The 22,133-nt window shown below is 44.8% G+C and carries 19 protein-coding genes; 10 read left to right on the top strand and 9 right to left on the bottom strand.

Annotation, left to right across the window (positions count from 1 at the left end; translation table 11 throughout):
• Positions 1 to 14: 14 nt before the first annotated feature.
• Positions 15 to 2,042 (top strand): prolyl oligopeptidase family serine peptidase, encoded by a 2,028-nt coding sequence (locus R8O10_RS10535; RefSeq protein WP_318191367.1) that lies wholly within the window; start codon positions 15 to 17, stop codon positions 2,040 to 2,042.
• Positions 2,043 to 2,284: 242 nt separating this feature from the next.
• Here the strand turns inward: R8O10_RS10535 and R8O10_RS10540 are convergent, their stop codons facing one another.
• Positions 2,285 to 3,916, bottom strand: coding sequence for an ABC transporter ATP-binding protein (locus R8O10_RS10540; RefSeq protein ID WP_132936291.1), 1,632 nt, complete (start codon positions 3,914 to 3,916; stop codon positions 2,285 to 2,287).
• 85 nt (positions 3,917 to 4,001) lie between these two features.
• Complete coding sequence (locus R8O10_RS10545) at positions 4,002 to 4,499, bottom strand: hypothetical protein (RefSeq protein ID WP_017635485.1); 498 nt, start codon at positions 4,497 to 4,499, stop codon at positions 4,002 to 4,004.
• 187 nt (positions 4,500 to 4,686) lie between these two features.
• On the opposite strand from R8O10_RS10545, the gene R8O10_RS10550 reads away from it, so the two are divergent.
• The 3 genes from R8O10_RS10550 (at position 4,687) to R8O10_RS10560 (ending at position 10,326) form a co-directional block, all read left to right on the top strand.
• Positions 4,687 to 7,047, top strand: a complete 2,361-nt coding sequence (locus tag R8O10_RS10550; RefSeq protein ID WP_047102346.1) for a Lon protease family protein — start codon at positions 4,687 to 4,689, stop codon at positions 7,045 to 7,047.
• 293 nt (positions 7,048 to 7,340) lie between these two features.
• Complete coding sequence (locus tag R8O10_RS10555; protein WP_132936292.1) at positions 7,341 to 8,969, top strand: methyl-accepting chemotaxis protein; 1,629 nt, start codon at positions 7,341 to 7,343, stop codon at positions 8,967 to 8,969.
• 397 nt (positions 8,970 to 9,366) lie between these two features.
• Positions 9,367 to 10,326: a porin gene (locus R8O10_RS10560; RefSeq protein ID WP_053350045.1), complete on the top strand. Its 960-nt coding sequence runs from the start codon at positions 9,367 to 9,369 to the stop codon at positions 10,324 to 10,326.
• 123 nt (positions 10,327 to 10,449) lie between these two features.
• Here R8O10_RS10560 and R8O10_RS10565 read toward each other — a convergent pair whose 3' ends face one another.
• Positions 10,450 to 11,196, bottom strand: coding sequence for a flagellar brake protein (locus R8O10_RS10565; protein ID WP_412035163.1), 747 nt, complete (start codon positions 11,194 to 11,196; stop codon positions 10,450 to 10,452).
• A 127-nt stretch (positions 11,197 to 11,323) separates the two neighbouring features.
• On the opposite strand from R8O10_RS10565, the gene R8O10_RS10570 reads away from it, so the two are divergent.
• Entirely contained in the window at positions 11,324 to 11,599 is a 276-nt protein-coding gene (locus tag R8O10_RS10570) for a GNAT family N-acetyltransferase (protein WP_206958266.1), read from the top strand.
• Complete coding sequence (locus R8O10_RS10575; protein WP_176311648.1) at positions 11,596 to 12,573, top strand: phosphotransferase; 978 nt, start codon at positions 11,596 to 11,598, stop codon at positions 12,571 to 12,573. Before R8O10_RS10570 ends, R8O10_RS10575 begins: the two co-directional genes overlap by 4 nt.
• Before the next feature lie 46 nt (positions 12,574 to 12,619).
• Here the strand turns inward: R8O10_RS10575 and R8O10_RS10580 are convergent, their stop codons facing one another.
• Positions 12,620 to 13,120 carry a GNAT family N-acetyltransferase gene (locus R8O10_RS10580; RefSeq protein ID WP_149191636.1) on the bottom strand — a complete coding sequence of 167 codons (501 nt, stop codon included), beginning with the start codon at positions 13,118 to 13,120 and terminating at the stop codon, positions 12,620 to 12,622.
• A 396-nt stretch (positions 13,121 to 13,516) separates the two neighbouring features.
• Between R8O10_RS10580 and napG the strand changes: the two genes are divergently transcribed.
• The 4 genes from napG (at position 13,517) to R8O10_RS10600 (ending at position 17,010) form a co-directional block, all read left to right on the top strand.
• Complete coding sequence (gene napG / locus R8O10_RS10585; protein WP_005383947.1) at positions 13,517 to 14,287, top strand: ferredoxin-type protein NapG; 771 nt, start codon at positions 13,517 to 13,519, stop codon at positions 14,285 to 14,287.
• Positions 14,287 to 15,141 carry a quinol dehydrogenase ferredoxin subunit NapH gene (gene napH, locus R8O10_RS10590; protein ID WP_017635480.1) on the top strand — a complete coding sequence of 285 codons (855 nt, stop codon included), beginning with the start codon at positions 14,287 to 14,289 and terminating at the stop codon, positions 15,139 to 15,141. Before napG ends, napH begins: the two co-directional genes overlap by 1 nt.
• Before the next feature lie 199 nt (positions 15,142 to 15,340).
• Positions 15,341 to 16,522 carry an MFS transporter gene (locus tag R8O10_RS10595; protein ID WP_005375129.1) on the top strand — a complete coding sequence of 394 codons (1,182 nt, stop codon included), beginning with the start codon at positions 15,341 to 15,343 and terminating at the stop codon, positions 16,520 to 16,522.
• A gap of 206 nt (positions 16,523 to 16,728) precedes the next feature.
• Positions 16,729 to 17,010: a YrhK family protein gene (locus tag R8O10_RS10600; RefSeq protein ID WP_005375130.1), complete on the top strand. Its 282-nt coding sequence runs from the start codon at positions 16,729 to 16,731 to the stop codon at positions 17,008 to 17,010.
• Positions 17,011 to 17,132: 122 nt separating this feature from the next.
• Here the strand turns inward: R8O10_RS10600 and R8O10_RS10605 are convergent, their stop codons facing one another.
• The 5 genes from R8O10_RS10605 to R8O10_RS10625 form a co-directional block, all read right to left on the bottom strand.
• The gene (locus tag R8O10_RS10605; RefSeq protein ID WP_053307919.1) at positions 17,133 to 17,972 is read right to left on the bottom strand and encodes an energy-coupling factor transporter transmembrane component T family protein; all 840 of its coding nucleotides are present in this window, start codon (positions 17,970 to 17,972) and stop codon (positions 17,133 to 17,135) included.
• Positions 17,969 to 19,708 (bottom strand): ABC transporter ATP-binding protein, encoded by a 1,740-nt coding sequence (locus R8O10_RS10610; protein WP_047104520.1) that lies wholly within the window; start codon positions 19,706 to 19,708, stop codon positions 17,969 to 17,971. Before R8O10_RS10610 ends, R8O10_RS10605 begins: the two co-directional genes overlap by 4 nt.
• 6 nt (positions 19,709 to 19,714) lie before the next feature.
• Positions 19,715 to 20,263 carry an ECF-type riboflavin transporter substrate-binding protein gene (locus tag R8O10_RS10615; RefSeq protein WP_005375133.1) on the bottom strand — a complete coding sequence of 183 codons (549 nt, stop codon included), beginning with the start codon at positions 20,261 to 20,263 and terminating at the stop codon, positions 19,715 to 19,717.
• Between the two features lie 335 nt (positions 20,264 to 20,598).
• Positions 20,599 to 21,729, bottom strand: coding sequence for an HlyD family secretion protein (locus tag R8O10_RS10620; protein ID WP_005375134.1), 1,131 nt, complete (start codon positions 21,727 to 21,729; stop codon positions 20,599 to 20,601).
• Positions 21,729 to 22,109, bottom strand: coding sequence for a DUF3302 domain-containing protein (locus R8O10_RS10625; protein ID WP_005375135.1), 381 nt, complete (start codon positions 22,107 to 22,109; stop codon positions 21,729 to 21,731). The genes R8O10_RS10620 and R8O10_RS10625 overlap by 1 nt, the downstream gene beginning before the upstream one ends.
• Positions 22,110 to 22,133: the final 24 nt, after the last annotated feature.

Consider the following 22,133-nt stretch of genomic DNA (forward strand, 5'->3'; position numbering starts at 1 on the left):
GTAACACGGACGTTATGCATTACCCAAAAACACGTAAAGATTCTGTCGTGGACACTTATTTTGGTCACGACATTACCGACCCTTATCGCTGGTTAGAAGATGATCGCAGTGAAGAAACCGCTCAATGGGTTTCGGGTCAAAATTCGGTCACCTTCGATTTCCTTGGTCAGATACCGTACCGCCAACAAATCCGTGACTTAGTGGCGAAGAGTCAAAACTACGAAAAATATTCCCAGCCATTTGTACGTGGTGACTACACCTACTTCTACAAAAACGACGGTTTGCAAAACCAAAGCGTATTGTATCGACGTAAAGGCGAGGGAGAAGCCGAGGTTTTCCTTGATCCAAATACTTTCTCCGAAGAGGGCACGACCTCTCTTGGCGAAGTCAGCTTCTCTAAAGACTACCGTTTGGTCGCGTATTCCATCTCGGAAGGGGGCAGTGATTGGCGTAAGATCTTTGTCATTGATACGGAAACCAAAGAACAGTTAGAGCCTGAGATTGTTGATGCGAAGTTTACGTCGATTTCTTGGCTGGGCAGCAAAGGCTTCTATTACTCAAGCTACGATAAGCCGCAAGGCAGCGAGTTGTCTGCTCGAACTGAGCATCACAAGCTTTATTATCATGAACTTGGTACACCTCAATCTGAAGATAAAGTGATTTTCGGTGAGTTGGATACGCAAGTTCATCGTTATGTGTCTGGTACGACGACGACAGATGATCGCTTCCTCATTATCTCTGGCGCAGAATCTACATCGGGTAATCGTCTGTTTTATATTGATTTACAGTCTGAGTTACAGGCAATTGTGAAGCTGCGCGAGACAACGCAAGGAGACACCTACTTAATTGATAGCCAAGACGCAACCTTGCTGCTTTACACCAACCTAGACGCGCCGAATGGCAAAGTTGTCAGCTACAACACTCAGACAGAACAATGGGCTGACGTGATTGCTGAACAAGAACAGCCGTTAGAAATCAGCAAAGGTGGCGGTTATCTGTTTGCGACTTATATGGTAGATGTGCTTTCTAAAGTGCAGCAGTTTAACTACCAAGGTGAGTGGATTCGAGATGTACAATTGCCGGGAGAAGGCACGGCTTATGGTCTGGCGGGTAAAAAAGAAGAAACCACACTTTATTACACATTCACTAACTACGTGACGCCTCCGACGATTTTCTCATTTGATGTCGAATCTGGTGAATCGACGCTGTTTCAAGAATCAAAAGTGCCATTCGCTCGCAGTGAGTATGAATCAAAACAGGTGTTCTACACCTCAAAAGATGGCACGCAAGTTCCGATGATCATCTCATACAAGAAGGGCATCGCGCTTGATGGCAGTGCGCCAACCATGCTGTATGGTTACGGCGGTTTTAACATCAGCCTCACTCCAATGTTTTCTGGCAATGTAGCCAACTGGCTAGAGTTGGGTGGTATTTACGCTGTCGCCAACTTGCGAGGCGGCGGTGAATACGGTAAAGCCTGGCACAACGCAGGCACTCAGCAGCAAAAGCAAAACGTGTTTGATGACTTTATTGCAGCGGCGGAATACCTGATTGAAAACGACTACACTAGCTCCGAGCGTCTAGCGATTCGTGGTGGTTCAAATGGCGGCTTGTTGGTTGGTGCGTGTATGACGCAACGTCCTGAGTTATTTAAGGTGGCGCTGCCAGCTGTAGGTGTGCTTGATATGCTGCGTTACCTTACGTCTGGAGAAGGCTGGAAGTATGACTATGGCACGTCTGAACAAAGCGAAGCGATGTTCCAATACTTGCTTGGCTACTCTCCTGTTCACAATGTAAAAGAAGGCGTGCAGTATCCTGCGACATTGGTGACAACTGCCGATCACGACGATCGTGTGGTTCCAGCACATTCGTACAAGTTTATTGCGGAGCTGCAAGACAAACAGCAAGGCGCTAATCCAGTATTGATACGCATTGATGTTAATGCCGGTCATGGTGCAGGAATGCCGCTGAGTAAGCAAATTGACCTCACCACAGACGTGTATGCATTTACGTTACATAATATGGGTATTGAGTCGATTTAATGCCCTAGTTGTTCTAAGCTTCTGAGAATAAAAAAATGCCGCGACAGTGTCGCGGCATTTTTCATGGTTGGGGGAACTCAATTCATACTGTTTGCCAGTATTTGAGCCAGGTTGACTAAGTCTGACTCTTGAACCAACCAGTCTCGGCGGCCAAACCGAAAGGCAGCTACGCCATTCTTAAGACAAGATGAATTTATCACCTTTTCTTAATCCTAGTTTATGAATATGAAACTGTGATGAACCTAAGCCGCATTGTGCTGATTTTCACTGTTTTCAAGATCAAATGAGGCATCTATCAGTTTTTTCGTGTAGTCATTTTTAGGGTTTTGGAAAATATTTTCGGCTGTACCTTGTTCCATGACCTCGCCTTTTTGCATGACAAGAACACGATCAGAAAGGGCTTTGACGACTGATAGATCGTGGCTAATAAACAAGTAGCCAATGTTATGCTTTTTCTGCAAATCTTTCAGAAGGTCAATCACTGTCAGTTGCACCGAGCGGTCTAATGCAGAGGTTGGCTCATCAAGCAGAATAAACGAAGGTTCAAGGATCAGTGCTCGCGCGATAGCAATACGCTGACGCTGGCCTCCTGAAAACTCGTGCGGATAACGGTTGATGGACGCGGGATCTAAGCGGACCTCACGGAGCACGTTGCGCGCTTTCTGCATACGTTCTTTTTTACTCAACATTGGTTGGTGGACAGTTAATCCTTCTGTGATGATCTCGCCGATAGTCATACGAGGAGAAAGCGAACCATAAGGGTCTTGGAATACCATCTGAACGTCTTTTTTCAGCTCAAAACGTTCTTTGTTTGTCAGCAAGGCCATATCTTGGCCTTTATATTCTATTTTGCCAGTTGAGGGCAGTAGACCTATCAAAGCTCGGCCGAGTGTAGACTTACCTGAACCGGACTCCCCAACGATCCCGAGGGTCTCTCCTTGTTTAAGCTCAAGAGAAATGCCTTTTACCGCTTCGAAGTACTCATTCTTGCTCGCAATAAAATGCGACTTTACCAAGAATTTGACTCGTATATCGTCGGCCTTTAAAAGCTGTGTAGCACTTTCGCTAATAGGCTCCTTACTGCCTTTAGGAATCGAGTTGATTAGCATACGTGTGTATTCGTGCTTTGGGTCCTCGAAGAGTGTTTGCGTTTCGCCTTCTTCGACGACTTCTCCTTTACACATCACAATGACACGATCTGCAAAGTGTTTTACGACGCCTAAGTCATGAGTAATAAATAGGATTGCCATGCCCATCTGAGCTTGAATTTCTTTAATCAGGTGCAACACTTCTGCTTGAACCGTGACATCCAACGCCGTTGTTGGTTCGTCGGCGATCAAAATATCGGGCTCGTTAATCAGTGCCATCGCAATCATGATGCGTTGCAATTGACCACCAGAAAATTCGTGTGGGTACTTGTTGTACGCTTTTTCTGGGTTTGGCATATGAACTAATTCAAACAGCTCTAACACCTTTGCTTTTGCTGTTCGTCTGTCGACCGGGCGGTGACACATGATGGCCTCAGTGACTTGGATACCCACCCGCATGTACGGGTTTAGTGAGGTCATCGGCTCTTGAAAAATCATGCCAATGCGATCACCGCGAATACTTTGCATTTCACGCTCTGTTTTATCCAAGATGGAGCTACCCTCGAACATGATGGATGAGTTTTCATGCAAAATAGCGTTGTCTGGCAGTAGTTTCATCAGTGCATTGGTTGATACTGACTTGCCAGAGCCAGATTCGCCAACGATGGACAGCGTCTCGCCTGCTTTTAAATCGAAGCTAACATTCTTTACTGCATCGACGATCCCATCGTTTGTCGTAAAGCTGACTGATAGGTTGTTCACCGAAAGAATGGTTTTAGAAGACATCACAGATCCTTGTGGTTGATAAAGCAAATGATACTCAAGCAATGGACAGTACAAACCTAGCTGGCCTCAATGCTTGAGCTTTAGATTAATTATACAGGTGAGAAGGCGAAGCTTTTGCCGAACTCATTGCTTGCAAATGTAAGAACTGCTCATGCGCGCGCGTTACGTGCTCGAGTTCTATCATCCATTGAGCATTACGTTGGGCAGAGCAAAATGCCGCCATGTGAGCTAATAAGTCTTCGCTCTGTTGACCAAGTAGGTGACCTACGCGCTCAATCAGTTCATGGCTCTCTAGCTGCAAAAATTGAAATAGCGCGTAAGTTTGATTGAGTATTGAGAACGCATCATGCTGTAAGCCGAGTTTGTTGAGAATCTCTGATTGCGTCACGCTAGCATCTCTAAGTCCCGTAATGAGACATACAAATTGGCAAGGTTTAGTTTGTGCATTTTCTAGCGCTAAATGAATGTGGTTGGGTAGATTGTTGAGCACGTCGTCATATAAACGATGAGCTTCCGGCCAATGGCCTTGTTCCATCAGTTGCTCCGCTTTTAAGTAGCGCATCCAGCATTGCTCAATATTCATATCCATCTCCACAACATTTGATTTGTTTAGATATTAAATGAAATTGATTATCAATTGCAAGTGCGTGTTAATATCACTTATGTGTTCATAAAATGTCCAATCAATCTAGGGTGGAAGGTAAATCACTTAAAATTAAGCAAATAATCTCTACACTCAAATAACGAAAATAAGAAAAAAGGAAGTGGATATGGCAATACTAAGATTGAAAGCTAAGCAGCTATATTCTGTAGCAGATCTAGAGAATATGCCATGTAAGTCGACCAAGGAGTTACCTCCAATTGATGAAATCGTGGGCCAAGAGCGCGCGCAAAAAGCGGTCGAGTTTGCGATGTCCATCAAAGAGAAAGGGTATAACATCTACGCCATTGGTCAGAATGGGCTAGGTAAACGCACCATGATCTTGCGCTATCTGAATCGTCACCAGCACGATGCAGCAGCCCTGTTTGATTGGTGTTACGTTGCGAACTTTGAGGATACCCGTACACCAAAGGTATTAAAGCTGCCTTGTGGTATCGGAAATAAGCTACGTGTTGATATTGAAGCTTTAATGGGCAAATTATTGAATGCTTTACCCCTAGCATTCGACAATGAAATGTACTTTAGCCGCGCTGAGCGATTAAAAAATCAATTGGCAGCTAAGCAACAAAACGAGCTGGATCGTATTAGCCGAGAGGCAAAAGAAAAAGGCATCAGCCTAACACTGACTACACAGGGGGATTATCAGTTTGTCGCCATGAACGGTGATGAGCTTCATACGGAAGAGTCTTTTGATGTACTAAGCAAAAAAGAACAAGAGCAATTCAGCGATGCTATTGATGAACTCGAAGTGCGATTGCGCTCGATGGTTCGTGAGCTTACGGAGTGGGAAGAGACATACAGCGATAAAATCAAAAAGCTCAATGATGAAGTGACGCTTGATGTGATTACTCACTTCATCAAAAAACTCAAAGTGGATTACGCGCAATATTCCGAAATCAAAACCTACTTAACTGAGCTGCAAAAAGATATTGTTGAAAACGCAGATATCTTCCTTGACCAAAGTGGCGAGCAAGGCGAAATTGCGACGGCATCCTTGGATAAAAAATTGCCACGTCGTTATAAAGTGAACGTCTTGGTAAGCCGTAAAAGCAGCGAATTTCCTATCGTTGTTGAAGAAAATCCCAACTATCATTCACTCTTCGGGTCGATTGAGACTGCCACTTTCAAGGGAACGGTGTTTACCGACTTCTCGCTGATTCGCGCAGGGAGCTTGCATAAGGCGAATGGCGGCGTTCTATTAATGGATGCTCAGAAAGTACTTGAACAGCCTTACGTTTGGGATGGTTTGAAGCGCGCATTGCGTGCTCGTCAATTGAGTTTTACGTCTCTAGAAAAAGAAGTCACATTGACGGGGGCGGTATCACTCGATCCTGAACCGATTCCGCTTGATATCAAAATTATCTTATTTGGTGATTACCGAACTTACCAATTACTCCAACATTACGATCCAGAGTTCAGCGAGTTGTTCCGTGTGACGGCAGATTTCGAAGACGAAATGAAACGTACGCCGGAGTCTGAGCTGCATTACGCGCGCTTTATCTCTAGCGTGGTGCATGACAACAATATGTTGCATTGCGATCGCAAAGCCATTGCTCGGATCATCGAATACAGCTCACGTTTGTCTGGCGACCAATCCAAGCTATCTCTACATTCGGCTAATATCGCCAACTTGCTTCGAGAGTCGAACTACGTGGCTCGTCAAGCTAACTCTAACATGATCCGTATTGGGCATGTTGAAGAGGCGCTCAATAACCAAGAAATGCGAGTAAGCCGATTACGCGATAACGTAATGGAAACCTTTATTAACGGCACAACGCTGATTCGCACCGAAGGAGAAGCCGTAGGCCAAGTGAACGCACTTTCGGTATTGAGCACTAGTGACTACATGTTTGGTGCACCGAATCGCATCACAGCGACGACGTGTTACGGTGATGGGGATGTTATCGATATCGAGCGCAGCGTGGATTTGGGTGGCAGTATTCACTCTAAGGGCGTAATGATTTTGTCTGCCTACTTATCTTCCGTATTTGGTAAAACGGCACGAGTGCCATTAACGACAACCATTACCTTTGAGCAATCTTACGGTGGTGTTGATGGTGATAGTGCCAGCATGGCTGAGTTATGTGCGGTTGTGTCTGCTTTTTCAAAGCAACCAAACCGACAAGACATTGCGATAACAGGGTCGATGAATCAATTTGGTCAAGCTCAGCCTATTGGTGGCGTAAACGAAAAGATCGAAGGATTTTATGATGTGTGTGTAATTAAAGGTCGTCATGACGGGCAGGGGGTCATTATTCCGCGCTCTAATGTTCACAATCTAATGCTTCGTTCCGACATCGTGAAAGCAGTCGAAAAAGGCGAGTTTAATATTTGGGCGATTGACCATGTTACTGAAGCTATCGAATTGTTTACGGGGAAAGTTGCTGGTGAGCCAACCGATGAAGGTTCTTATCCAATCGATACTATTTTTGGCCTTGCTCAAGCTAAGCTCAATTCGTTGAGAAAATAGGCTAAAACCGTCCTAAATGTGAATGTATCTCATCATAAGTGAACATAATTTATCATAACGACAATATCCCGACGCCACTGTCGGGATATTGTCAATAACAGATTGAAAATGGAGAGTTTTTGCACTAGACAAAAGTGTGATCGACCTCTAATATTCGCCACTTGTTTATTCGTCTGGGATTTATCCCGTCGCAAGGAAGCATAGATATTCAAACTGCCGAAAAGTAACGTTGTTATAGGCACTGCTCGAGTTTGTTTGGATATAGACATCACGCATACAACTGAGGCCCTGTCATGCAGTTATCACTGAAAAATTTGTCAGTACGAACGCAAATTTTGGTTCCGGTATTATTTACCGCGATTGTTTTGTTTATTGCTCTTTGGATTACTAAAAACAATCTTCAAGCAGAGCAAGGTGTTATTGCTTCCAACCAAGAATCTTTGGTTTTTCACAAAGACACATTGGCGAGTATTGACGACCAAATTTACCCTCTGCGCATAAGCGCGGTTTACGCTATTTACGATGCTTCTCGTCGTGAGAATTTTCTAACCGAATTGAAAGAAGGCTTAAAGCAAGTTGATGCCGATTTAAGCGCAATTGAAGCCCGAAACCTATTCCGTGACGATGCCGTTAAAGTTCGCCAAGCAATTGAATCCTATGTGCGATATTCAGAGCGCTCAGTTGATTTCTTCAACCAATACGATCAAGGTTTGAAATCGGATAGCGAGTACCGTGCATTTGTCAAAGAGTATCGCAATGTTGGCCGAGAAATGGTCCAACAAATTAACACGCTATCAAAGCATGTAAACGAGCAAGCTGAACAATCTACTATCAGAAGTCATCAGCAAAATGAACGTGTGCAAAATAACGCTATGTTGACGGTTTTAGCGGTATTTGCTTTCTCATTGATAGGCGCTTGGTTCCTATCTGGCATGATTGTTACACCAATCCAAAAGCTGCAAGAAGTGATGCGTCAGTTAGCAATGGGTAATCTATCAGTACGTGCAGATGTCGATGGGGACAATGAGATCTCTAAGCTGAGCAAAGATGTAAACCAAACCGCAGAGCAGTTATACAACACTGTGGACCAGTTAACCCGTATTAGTGAGGAAGTTGCATCTGCATCGACCGAATTAGCTGCAGTAATGACGCAAGCGGAAGCGAACGCTCAACAAGAGTTGGCGGAGATCGAGCAAGTTGCATCTGCGGTTAACGAGCTTGCAAGCACTGCGAATAATGTGAGTGATAACGCGACCTCTGCTGACGCAACCGCGCGTGAAGCTGATGGACTTGCTCAATCAGGTTTGGCTATCTTCCAAGAAAGTGCGGAAGCAAGTGCGCAAATGTCTCAAGCATTGAACGATGCAGCGCAAGTTGTTTTGCGTCTAAAAGAGCAATCTGTACAGATCAACGATGTTATTGAAGTGATTCGCGGCGTATCTGAGCAGACCAACTTGCTAGCATTGAATGCTGCGATTGAAGCGGCGCGAGCTGGTGAGTCTGGTCGTGGTTTTGCGGTAGTAGCTGATGAAGTACGCATGCTAGCAGCGCGTACTCAAGACTCGACACAAGAGATCCAAACGATCATTGAAGAGCTTCAAGCGCAGTCTGGGCTTGCGAATGACAGTATGCAAGTCAGCCTTGATATGCTTAGCCGCAACAACGAGCTGACGCAACAAGCGAATGAGGCGTTGGTTGGAATTACCGAGTCGGTCGCCAACATCAACGATTCAAACACGCAAGTAGCAACCGCAGCCGAAGAGCAGTCTCAAGTTACTCAAGATATCAATCGCAACGTGGTTAACATGTCGGAGCTTGTAAACCAAAACGTAGCGGGCATCAGCCAGAGTGCAAGTGCGAGTACTGAGCTTTCTTTACTTGCAGAGAAGCAGAAAGAGCAATTAAGTTTCTTTAAGCTTTAATTCATCATCTACTTATCAAATCTCTAAATCCCTGAGTGAATGCTCAGGGATTTTTTTGTTTGTAACAATCGGATTTATTATCAATAAGTCTATCTAAAACAGTCAGTTAACAAGATTTTTTTGCGGGCAGTATCACGTTTTGTGATATTGTTTTTACATTTTTTTCGTCAATTTTTTTTTGACGCGAACATTTTTTTTAACTCAACCGATAACTTGATGGTTGAGAGGTATTCATATCGTCATTTTAAGTGGTGTTTTCTTCTATAAGCGCTGTTTATTCAACACATTGCGTGAAAAATAACAGCTGCTACTATGCCGCCAGTTTTCTCGTTGGTACAGAAAAGTCCTGTTTTTCTGGTGAGAAAGCACATATAAAACAATGATATGGAAAATAAAAATGAAATTAAAAACTTTAGCTGTAGCAGTGGCGCTAATGGCATCAGGATCTCAAGTTGTCGCTTCAGAACTATACAACCAAGATGGCACTTCTCTTGAGATGGGCGGCCGCGCTGAAGCGCGTCTTTCTATGATGGATGGTAAGGCAGAAGACCGTACTCGCATCCGTCTTAACTTCCTAGGCAAACAGGAAATCAATGAAAACCTATACGGTGTTGGTTTTTGGGAAGGTGAGTTCAAAACAAAAGAAGAAGGTGCTGTAGATAACGATAGTGATCTTGAAACTCGTTACGCTTATGCAGGTCTGGGTGGCAAATACGGTGAAGTAACTTACGGTAAAAACGACGGCGCACTAGTGGTTCTTACTGACTTTACTGACATTATGGCTTACCACGGTAACACAGCAGCACTTAAACTGCCTGTTTCTGACCGTACAGATAACATGCTGTCTTACAAAGGCCAATTCGAGCAACTAGCTGTACGCGCTAGCTACCGTTTTGCTGATCGCACAACAGATGCACAAGGCTTTACAGACAACGAGGAAGATGGCTTCTCTCTATCTGGTGTTTACGCGTTTGCTAACACTGGTTTTGAACTAGGTGCTGGTTACGCAGATCAAAACGACAGCGATGAGTTCATGCTGGTAGCTGCATACTCTGTAGGTGACTTCTACTTCGCTGGTAACTACACTGGCGCGGATATGGATGTTGCAGGCAAGACTCTTGATTACAAAGGCTACGAACTAGCCGCTGCTTACACTATGGGTCAAACTGTATTCACTTCTACGTTCAACAAAGGTGAACTAGAAGACGCAGATACTGTAGAAAACCTAGCTGTTGATGTAACTTACTACTTCAAGCCTAACTTCCGTGGCTACGCATCATACAACTTCGATCTAATGGATAACGAAGGCGCTGATGAAAAAGATGAGCTAGCGCTAGGTCTACGTTACGACTTTTAAGTCATGACTCTTATCTAAGACACTGCCTTATTCTTAGTAAATAAAACCCCTTACTGAAAAGTAAGGGGTTTCTTGTTTTCTAGCACTTCAAAGCTTCTTGATAAGCGATAGGGGTTATCAAATCTATCTTTTTAGTGTGAGCTTAGTACCATCAAATTTGAGGTGACTGAGGAGGTTTTTAGCGTTGTTTTTACCAACCTCATCAAACTCCATTCCGTAGCGAGCATAGTGCGTTGATTTTTGTAAATTACAAATACGACCTCGCAACGGCGCTAGCATACGACTTTCTCCGGGCATCGTTAGATCCAATGAAACGTGGTCACCAACCTGAAGTGGTCGGCTCATTGGTGATGTTACAAAACGACAGCCATTACGAGATAAATCTCTTATTTCGCATTCAGTTCGATAGGCTTCTAAACAAACACGCGCTCTCAAATTTACTTCGTAACGCACTTCTTTGCGAAGCTGAAAGACCTGCATAGTGTTGGGTAGGTCTAGCACCAAAATTGGGTACGGATCGCCTAGTCGATGCTGTAATTGGGCCCGAAATGGGATAACGGCCCCTTCACCTCGATGAGAGTAGGCTTTTACATTGATCCAAAAGCCTTCTTGAAAATAGAACTTCAAGTCTTCATCGGAGATGTTCGGAACCTCTATCAATGCAGTATTATTTGAGTGACAGCCAACAAATGTGCTGGTTGTAATAAACTTTGTACCAACGGGGGTGGTGACGTTTAAGCTCACTTCACTGCCATGTTCGACCATTGCCATTGCATCGGTGCTATTTAATGTACTTGCCTGACGTTCTGGTGCCTTCTTGCTTTGCAGAGGTAGCTTGCCGTCTCTGGCAATTGGGCTCATATTTCTCATTATAATTGTCGTACCTGATGTAAGAAGGTAATCGCGTGAGGCGAAGCAGCACTCTCGCATGGTATCGATTTTATTCAGTGATATAGTTTGATTCAATCAATCTGTAACAAAAATTAGAGAGCAAGATATGCATAAAGTAACTCATGAGACCACGAATAGTACATTCTGGGTTGATTTAGAGCAGGGTTATAAAGCCAAGGTGATTTATCAGCTTAAGGGTGATGTCATGCACATTACATCAACGGTTGTTCCTGAAGCACTGCGAGGTAAGGGGTACGGAAAAGTGATGATGGAAGCGGTGTTGCCAGAAATTGAGTCACTCGGTTATCAAATCAAACCAGTTTGCCCATATGTTATTCACTATATGGAGAAGAACCAAACGTGGTCACATCTGATCGCATGATGAGTAACAACCACCAATGCTACCAAAATATTGGCCAGGAACTCAATCTCGGTAATTACCGCTCTGTAGAAGTCATACAATCGCTATGGGGAGGCTATGGGGAGTTAGTCCGAGTTACTTATTCTACTCGTTCGGTGATCATTAAGCATGTAAAACTCCCTAAGCCTTCAGAGCATCCTAGAGGCTGGAATACGGACCGTTCTCATCAAAGAAAGTTGCACTCTTATCAGGTGGAAGTGAATTGGTATGAGTATTTTTCCGGAGAGGTGGATACTCGCTGCCGAGTACCACAAGGTCTAAAAACGTTCCAATCGGAGAATGAATGGCTCATTGTGATGGAAGATCTCGCCGAGGTGGGCTTTCCAAAAGTCATCACAGATGCACAGCTAAAGCATCTACAAGCCTGCCTCACTTGGTTGGCGAACTTTCATGCGCGATACATCAATGTTCGTTCTGATAAGTTGTGGCATATCGGTACATACTGGCACTTAGCAACCAGACCCGACGAGCTTGAAGCATTGCAAGACACTGAGCTACAAAATGCGGCTCAATTGATTGATCAAACGCTTTCGCAAGCTAAGTTTAAAACACTAGTACACGGTGATGCCAAATTGGCGAACTTCTGTTTTGATGAAGAAGAATCAAACGTTGCTGCGGTTGACTTTCAATACGTTGGATGTGGGTGTGCCATGAAAGATGTGGCACTGTTTATGAGTAGTGCCGTTAAGCCAGAACGTTGTGCAGAGATGGAAGTTTGGGTTTTGGATACGTATTTTGCTCAGTTGCAACACGCGCTAATGGGCTATCAACCGAATCTTGACCCTAATGAAGTCGAGCGTGAATGGCGTCCTTTGTTTGCTGTGGCTTGGGCAGACTTTCAGCGATTTGTGAAAGGTTGGAGTCCCGACCACTGGAAGATCAATCCCTACACAGAAGCATTGACTCGCAGAGCGTTGGCTTACTTACGAAAGTGAGTCGAAGTTTAAAAAGAAAAGCCTCCAATTAGTAGGAGGCTTTGTTTTATCTTTGGCCTGGTCTGATGCGCGCCATGTAATAGGTATTGATGAATTCACCATCACGGAAGGAACCGTCAATCGCTTCACCCTCAATTTTAAATCCATGCTTTTTATAAAGCCCAATGGCGGCGTCGTTATCGGCATTGACCTCTATTTGAATTCTTCTCACATTTAACCAGTTATCTGCTAGTTCAGTGACTGTTTCTATCAGTTTGCTACCAATACCGAGTCCGTGGAAACTATCATGTACTCCGATGCCAAACGATGCCGTGTGCATTGTTCTTGGACGTAGAGAGTGATGAAAGCCAATATTTCCGACGACTTTACCATCTATTTCAGCGACATAGCTATAAACACCATCAGGTATGTTTGACAATCTTTCCACCCACATCGCGAGCGAAGGCTTTGGGAGTTGCAGGGTTTCACGTTGTGCTTTTGGTTGTGAATAGATTTCTACGAGTGCTGCTGCGTCTTCGACGGTCGTTGGACGTACGATAATTTCCATGTCTCTCTCCTTCGCTTTTTAGTTTTAATTTTTAATCTAACCACAGTTTTCTTATTTGGATAGTGTTTTCTTATGTTTAATGGATAAATGCCTTTTAAATTAGCTTGTTATGATGTCATTTTTTTGAATTTTTAGTAGTGGTTTATCATCGAATTGAGCGAGTAGATTGCAAAGGTGTTGAATTATTGTACTGAGAATGGCGCGTACTGCAGAGTATCGTGGTGAATTTCATGTCGCAGTAAATAAACGCATTTAGTCAAACTGTGACGACGGCACTGTGCGTCAGTTGACTTGAATCAATAGAGGATGGGGTTACCTCCTATGAGGTATAGGGAAACGACACGTTTAGGGCTATTTATGCTTAACTTGATAAGGGAGTTTTGTTGAGGAAATAGCATGAAATCCTCTCAGTCTAAAATATCGCAAAGTCGGCGCCGATTTTTGCGTGATACAGCTCGGACTGCGGCTGGTGTTGGCGCAGCTGCGTGTGTATTGGGCTTACAATCGCTACAAAGCCAAGCTCGAGAAACCAAAGGTGTGCCTATTCGTCCGCCAGGTGCATTGCCGGAAGGCGATTTCGAATCAGCTTGTATTCGATGTGGCTTGTGTGTTCAGGCATGCCCTTACGATACCCTGAAACTTGCGACATTACTTTCACCCGTCGCGACTGGCTCTCCTTACTTTACTGCGCGCGATATTCCCTGCGAAATGTGCGAAGACATTCCTTGTGTGGTGGCTTGCCCGAGTGGGGCGCTGGATCCGAAACTAACCGATATTGATGATGCTCGAATGGGTACAGCGGTTCTTATTGACCATGAAACTTGCCTTAACTGGCAAGGGTTACGATGCGATGTTTGTTATCGCGTTTGTCCGCTGATTGATGAAGCCATCACGTTAGAGATGGTTCACAACGACCGAACCGGCTATCACGCCAAACTTATCCCTACAGTGAATTCTGAAGTGTGTACCGGATGTGGTAAGTGTGAACAAGCGTGCGTGTTGGATGTCGCTGCTATTAAAGTTGTCCCGACGGATTTGGCGAAAGGCAAAGTGGGCAGCCACTACAATTTTGGTTGGAAAGAGATCGACAAACCACTCGAAAATATCCTCCCTAGTGAGACGCCTGTGCCGGAAGGTGCGCTTGAATCGCTAAAAGGAGGTAAGTAATGGCAAAGAATTTAGCTCAAAATGCTGGCAAAGAAGCGCTTGAAAAGCTTGGTTGGTGGCGCGCGCATCGGTTTTTGATTTTACGTCGGCTATGTCAGTTCACCATCATTGCGCTATTTATGGCTGGGCCGACGCTGGGAATTCTAACTGGTAATCTGTCATCAAGTATGTTGCTCGATACCGTGCCGTTAAGTGACCCGTTAATTGTGCTTCAAGCTTTGGCGACAGGGCATGTTCCGGAGTTTAATGCGTTGTTAGGCGTAGTGATTGTCGTGGTGTTTTACGCGATTTTGGCGCCGCGCGCATTTTGTGCTTGGGTGTGCCCGTTGAACATCGTGACAGACTTGGCGGCGTGGTTGCGTCGAAAGCTCAACATTAAAGCGAGCTATCGTTGGTCTCCCGTGATTCGTTATTGGCTGATCCCTGTTTTGATGTTGGGCAGTGCGCTGTCTGGCGCAATTCTTTGGACATGGTTAGATCCAGTGGCGGCACTGCATCGCGGGTTGGTGTTTGGTATGGGCGCAGGTTGGGTGTTGATCGCCCTGGTGTTCGTGTTGGATTTACTCTTGGTTGAGCATGGGTGGTGTGGGCACTTATGTCCACTGGGGGCTACCTATGGCGTGATAGGCCGAAAAAGCCTGTTGCGCGTTACTGCTGTTCGCCGCGAAGATTGCACCAAATGCATGGATTGCTTTTACGTTTGCCCAGAACCAGAAGTGCTTCGGCAGCCTTTGAAAGAGGGAGATCGTCGAGTTATGGATCAAAACTGCATTAGCTGTGGCCGTTGTTTGGATGTGTGTCCAGAACATGTGTTTGAATTTAAAAATCGCCTATCAGTAAAAGTCATTGATTAAGCCACTGAGCACATTTACTCATGCTTTAGTTCTCTTGATACTTGAACATCGCGCTTAGCCAAGGAATTGAGTGCGATGTTTATCTTCATAACAATATTCCTCAGCCATATCAGCTTGCTCTGGGTTGAAAATAATAATGATATTGCGAATTTGTTACATTTAAAGCTATGATGATGCCTTCATATTTAAAGGAAACATCATGACTACCTCATCGCACGGCTGGAGAACGCCGCAAAATTTCCTCCTGTTAATTTCCATTATCGTGCCCATTGCTTTTTCTACCTGGATGGCGTTGTTGAACAACTTTGTTATCGAGAAAGCAAACTTTGATGGTGCTGACATAGGCCTATTGCAAAGTGTGCGCGAAATTCCGGGTTTTTTGGCCTTTACCGCCGTGTTTGTATTGCTGTTTATCCGAGAGCAACGCTTTATGCTCGTCTCTTTGGCGATGCTTACGCTTGGTACGGCATTAACAGGTTATTTTCCCACTTTGTACGGTCTACTTTTTACAACCTTGTTAATGTCCACCGGCTTCCATTACTTTGAAACACTCAAGCAGTCTTTGTCTTTACAATGGCTATCTAAAGAAGAAGCGCCAGAAATGCTGGGTAAGTTTATTTCTGTTGGAGCTTTGGCTTCTCTGTTTACCTACGGCGCCATTTGGGTTTCGCTCGAACAGCTCAAACTTGATTTTAAAACGGTCTATTTAATGGCTGGTGGTTTAGGTTTTGTGCTCATTTTGGTGATGGCATTTGCCTTCCCACAATTTAAGACAAAAGTGCCTCAGAACAAGAAGCTCATCCTGCGTAAACGTTACTGGTTATACTATGCGCTTACGTTTATGAGTGGAGCACGCCGTCAAATTTTTACGGTGTTCGCTGGTTTCTTGATGGTAGAAAAGTTTGGTTACTCCGCCGCAGATATTACGTTGCTGTTCCTGATTAACTATGTCTTTAACTTCTTGTTTGCGAAGCGAATAGGCCGTTTTATCGGCGTTGTAGGTGAGCGCAAAGCGTTGATGTTTGAATACGTCGGTTTGATCTTCGTGTTCGTCGGGTACGGTTTGGTGCAAACGGCTGAGTGGGCGGCAGCATTGTATGTTGTCGATCATCTATTTTTCGCGTTAGCGCTTGCGATTAAAACCTACTTCCAGAAAATTGCCGACCCAGCAGATATGGCGTCGACCGCGGGCGTTGCGTTTACGATTAACCATATTGCAGCGGTTGTAATACCTGTTACGTTTGGTGTGATTTGGCTGGTTTCACCTGCTAGCGTATTTTACATCGGCGCTGGTATGGCAGCAGTGAGCTTGCTGTTGTCACTCAATATTCCAGCGAAGCCGGAAGAAGGCAACGAAACTCGCTTGTTGAAGTGGAGTTAAGTTGGCACTCTCTATCTAATCATTAAAGCGAATACCTGTAATTAGACTCGCTAAAAAGGGTGCTTATGCGCCCTTTTCTTTTTATTGCAAATAGATAATCCCTCCAATGGTTGTCAATGCATGCCACGTCCGTTAGGGTTTAGAACTAAGTATTTCGAAATAACTTGGGCATAACTGACGCGAAACAATAAGAGGGGAGCTATACAGTGCAGATACATGGCAGAGAGTTGGATTTAGATCTAGGAAGCCGTCACATCGTTATTCAGCGCCGCTATGAGGCGTTAGGTGCTGCAAACGACCTACTCATTGCTATTTGGTTTTTAATTGGTAGCTTTTTCTTTTTGAATGATTCGTTGATTGAAAGTGGTACTTGGCTTTTCATTGTAGGCAGTGCGCAGTTGATCATTAAGCCCCTGATAAAACTGATGAGTTTAGTTCATGTTGGTCGTTTGAATAAGCAACTTTCTGGCACATCAGTGAGCCGCTGAAATCACCGCTTCTTTTGAATACTTGCGAGCAAGAAGCCAGCAGGCGAGTTATCGAGGGGAAAGCGGGAAGATAACGTGTTCGCAATACTAAGCACGTTATCTTCTGTTTGAAGCTTAAGAATTTAGAACGGATACCAGAACAGTTGTGTGTCGATAACACGCTTGCTGATCGCCGCAATCACTATCACTGCAATCCCCGCCATGCAGATCATATCGGCTTTGGTCAGGGGTTTTAAGCTGTACCAAGTGCGAGAGGAGTGGCGGCCAAAACCACGTAGCGTCATCGCGTTTGAGATTTGATCGGCTCTGTCTAAACTAGAGAAAATCAGAGGTCCAAGAATCTTCGCGACGTTCTTCATACGATTGAACAACGGAGCCTTCTTGCTCAGTTCTACTCCGCGTGCTTGTTGCGCGTGCATGATGTTAACAAAGTCCTTTTTCACTTCCGGCAAGTAGCGCAGCGTTAAGCTTACGGCATAGGCGATTTTGTAAGGTACACCCAAGCGGTTCAAGCTGGCTGAAAACTCCGTCGGGTGAGTGGTAAATACAAACACCAACGCGATTGGAAACATGCTGAAGTATTTCAACGTCACTGTTACTAGGTAAAACAACGTCTCTTGAGTGAGCGAGTAATTACCGGGTAACGAGAGTAAAACCGTTGATGAGCCCATGAATTCAGTACCTTGTTGCGGTGCTAACGCGAACATAAACAGGGCATTGATCAGTAATACCGTGCCTGTACCGAATAACAGCGGTTTGTAGACATGAAAGGGCACTTTGGTCATTTTCAGTAAGCCTAAACCAAGCACGATCAACAGTGCGATGATTCGCAAGTCAAATGTGGTCAACACCACCGTTACCCAAGCAATGAAAAGCAAGAACTTAGTAATGCCATTCAACTTATGAAGTGGTGATTGGGTATCGATGTAGTTGATACCAAACTTCATCTTATTGTCTTTCATGCCACCGCTTTCTCTAGTTGGTTTACGTCGTCGCTTTTTTGTTGGCGGTGCGCTTTTTCTACATTGATAAAGTGCTGCATAAAGCCATTGGTGTCTTCGATGCCAACTTTCGTAGCCAACTCAAACAGACTTGTTGTGGTGAGGTTTGCTTGGTCTAGTAGCTCTGGACTGCTGAATACCTGCGTCATTGGCGCATCCGCGACTAATTTACTGTCTGCAATCACGATAGAGCGCGTGGTGTATTCCAGCACTAAATGCATGTCATGAGAGATGATCATCACGGTTACGCCCAACTCGCGATTGAGCTTTTCGATGAAACTCAGCATAGACGTGTAGTTTCGATAGTCCTGACCTGCCGTCGGTTCATCAAGGATCAGAAGCTCTGGTTCCAATACCAAAATTGACGCAATGGTTACGCGCTTTTTCTGGCCGTAGCTCAATGCTTCGATTGGCCAGTGGCGGTATTTGCTCAAACCGCACAGCTCAAGGACTTCAAGTACTTTAGCTTCGATTTGTTTCTCTTCAACGCCACGATTACGGAGGCCGAAGGCCACTTCGTCGAAAATCATGTGATGGGAAATCATGTGATTCGGGTTTTGCATCACCACGCCCACTTTCTGGCTGCGCTCGAAGATGGTCAGTTCGTTAAGATCTTGACCATTCATACTCATTGAGCCGCTATCCGCTTCAATAACGCCCATAATCAGTTTGGTGATGGTCGATTTACCCGAGCCATTTTTGCCAAGTACAGAGACAAACTCGCCACGCTTGATGTCAAAACTCACGTCTTCTAACGCGTTTTTCTCACCGTCGTAAGAATAGGTGAGGCCACGGACTTCAAGCAAAGTCTCGGCTGGCGTTTTGGGCGGTTGTGCTGTTGAACCATCAAACCATGCTTGTACTGCCGGTTTATATTGCTCCAACGGTAAGGTAGTTAAGCTAGAAGGTTTTGCATCGCCCTCAATCGCGCAGCCTGCTTCTTTCAGTGCTGAAATATAAAGCGGTTCGCGGATGCCGTAATCTTCTAGCAAAGGCGACGCTAAAATTTCATCTGGCGTTGTATCGGCAATGATTTTGCCACTTTCCATCAAGATAATACGGTCAACTGAGCAATGCAGAACGTCTTCAAGACGATGTTCAATGATTACGATGGTTTTGCCCGTTTCGCGGTGTAGATCATCGATGATCTCGATGGTTTTTTTACCCGTTTTAGGGTCAAGCGCAGCTAGTGGTTCATCAAACAAAAGGATATCGACATCATCGACGAGAATGCCCGCCAAAGAAACACGCTGTTTCTGCCCGCCAGATAAATCGTGGGGTGAGCGTTCTAGCATCTGTTCCAAGTCGACCATTTTGGCCGTGGCTTTGACCAATGGGTACATGTCGATATTTGAAGTTAGCTGGTTCTCCAGCGCAAATGCAATGTCTTCGCCAATGCTCAAACCGACAAATTGGCTGTCCGTATCTTGCAGTACGGTGCCAACTTGCTCAGTGTATTGGTGCATGTCGAAAGGGGCGGTGTCTTGACCATTGATGGTCAATGTTCCACTGGTTTCCCCTTTGATTGCGTGTGGGATCAGTCCGTTAAGACATTGCCCAAGGGTAGATTTACCACTACCACTTGGACCGATAATGACGATTTTCTCTCCTTTCTCTATCCTTAGATTGATATTTTTTAGCGTCGGTTTGTCCAGCGACTCATATCTAAAAGAGAAGTTAGAAAATTCGATTGTCATTCGACATTAAGCCTCTGTTAAGTTACGGCTTTGCTTGTTACGTTTAGCGACAGACTTAAGAATGAAGAAGCCAACAATAGCAATAAGAATGGTGTTACCGATCGCGATAATAGAAAGCTGGGTAAACACTTTAGTGAACGGTTCTGCGTATAAAATCGTGTCGAGGAATGCAGAGCAACCGTAACCAAATACGTTGCCTAATAGCGCAAGTACTACGAATAACGCGAAGTCTTTCATATTGAAATCACCTTTCTCCAAACGGTAGCGCGTTAGAGAAGGGAATAGACCGATAATCAAACCAACAATACCTGAACCAAGTACCCAAGTGAGCCATACGCCCCAACCTGCAAATAGGTCAGTAACCCAGTGACCAATAAAACCAACCAAGAAGCCAACAAGTGGTCCAAATAGTACTGAGAACAATGCTAATACTGCCATTGCTGGTTTTAGCGTTGTGTTTGCAAACACAGGGATGCCAAACATAGGTAAGCCGCCGATACCGTAAAGAGCAGCACCGATTGCAATAACCACAACAGTTTTAGCGGAAAGATTCATAGATAACCTCAGTTCAATAGTCGATTTTAAAGAACGTTCATTTATATTGTTGGAAAGCGTTAGTTATTTGATTGTGTAACATATATTCAAAACAACCAAGCTGCTTATTGTTTGCTCTATTTTTCTTCAGGAAATGTGTGATTTGATTCACGCATCCCTTTGACTGGCTTTGGTTTTAGCAAGCATTAAAAATAAGGCGCGCATTATACAGAATATTAATAAAAGTGGGAATGCTATCTATCTGGATGGCTAGAATGAATCAGGGGCTGATCGTCAGCCCCTGATTACACGGTTTGATGTTATTTTTACCAATAAATGAATGCGCTATATGTTCATTAATGGTCGAGGTATAAATAGTTCTGCCAGCTCTTCATACGAATAAGCACTTTGCGCATCACTGATACGTGAGTAAAGCTGTCTGAATAAACTGCAACTTCAACCGCAGTACCCATTGGTAGGTGGTATCCACTCAAGTCGTCGGTAATTTTCAGCTTCGCAAAAACACGTCCGCTCGTGCGCAAGGCATCAGTCCCAAGAAGAGCGCCTCGCGCTTGAATTTGGCTTTCACCAATGGCTGGAATCACGTCAATGACTTCGCCACGGAACACTTTGCCCGGAATTGCGCGGAACATAAATTCTGCTTCAAAGCCTGGCTTCAAGCGTTGTAATGAGTTCTGTCTGAATGCCGCGGTGTACGTAATGTCTTCGGTATGTACGAAGGTCATTGCCGGGGCAAGTGGCAACGGCACAGCCATCACTCCAGGACGTAAAGCCAATTGCGTAACGTAACCATCGGTTGGCGCACGAACGACGGTTTGCTCTAGGTTAAACTCTGCTTTACGCAGCTCGGCAAGAAGTTGCGCGACTTGGGTATTTTCGCCTCCGATTTCAGAGTCCAGAGCGATTTGCGCTTGTTCTTGTTGCAAAATCGCAACGTCTAACATGGCTTCTGCCGCTTTATACGCTTGGCGTCGAGTATCCAAATCTTGTTCAGTAAACGCGCCACGATCAAAGCCCCTTTGATATCGGCTAAATTCCCTTTGTGCTTTATCTCTGTCCGCTTGCGCTTTCAATACAGCAGCTTCTGCCTCTCTTAGATCAGACTCTAAGCCCAACGCACCTTGGCTTGCTTCTTTGACTTTCGCTTCCAGGCGAGCAACTTCTGCTTCAAAAGGCACAGGATCGATTTTGAAAAGAATATCGCCCGTTTTGAGCGGTTGGTTGGCCTGGACTGGCACTTCCACCACGCGGCCACGCACGCCAGAGACGATAGGCGTAGTCGGGAACACTTGGTTACCCAATTGAGTAAATGGGTGGTTGTAGTTCATAAGCAGCACGAGTGTGCCCACTAACACTACGCCGCCAAGTACGGCGGTTGGAACGGTCCATTTGTTTAGAGGAATATTGAAAATTTTAAAAATGGCAATACAAAGAGCTGCGTAAGTCAGAATCAGCAATAAGTCCATTATTCGTCCTCTTTACTTTGTTCAGGCAAAGGCTTTTGCTGAATCTTTTGTTGTTTCAACATCGATACTTCGTTTTTGAGTTCGTTGACTTCATCGATGAGTTCTTCAAGGCGGTGATGAATGTCGTGTGTTTCTTGTTCTAGTTGTTTAAAACCCCAGCCGCGTTCCTTGCGCCATAATGTTGCCCAGATCCATAAAAATGGCCACAGCGCATGCAAAGTGAAAAGGCTGACCCAGCCAGCGTAGTGAATTGCGTCTTGGTGCGGGTGCTCTCTCTCTTTGGCGATTTCATATGGAATATCATGGATGACAATGATTCCGTAAAAGATCACTAAAGCAACGAAGATGAGTAACCCAAGTGCAAAATAGTCTAGAAACATCTTACCTACCTGTGCGTATTGCGA

The organism is Vibrio sp. 1727, assembly GCF_033344415.1.
GTDB lineage: Bacteria > Pseudomonadota > Gammaproteobacteria > Enterobacterales > Vibrionaceae > Vibrio > Vibrio alginolyticus.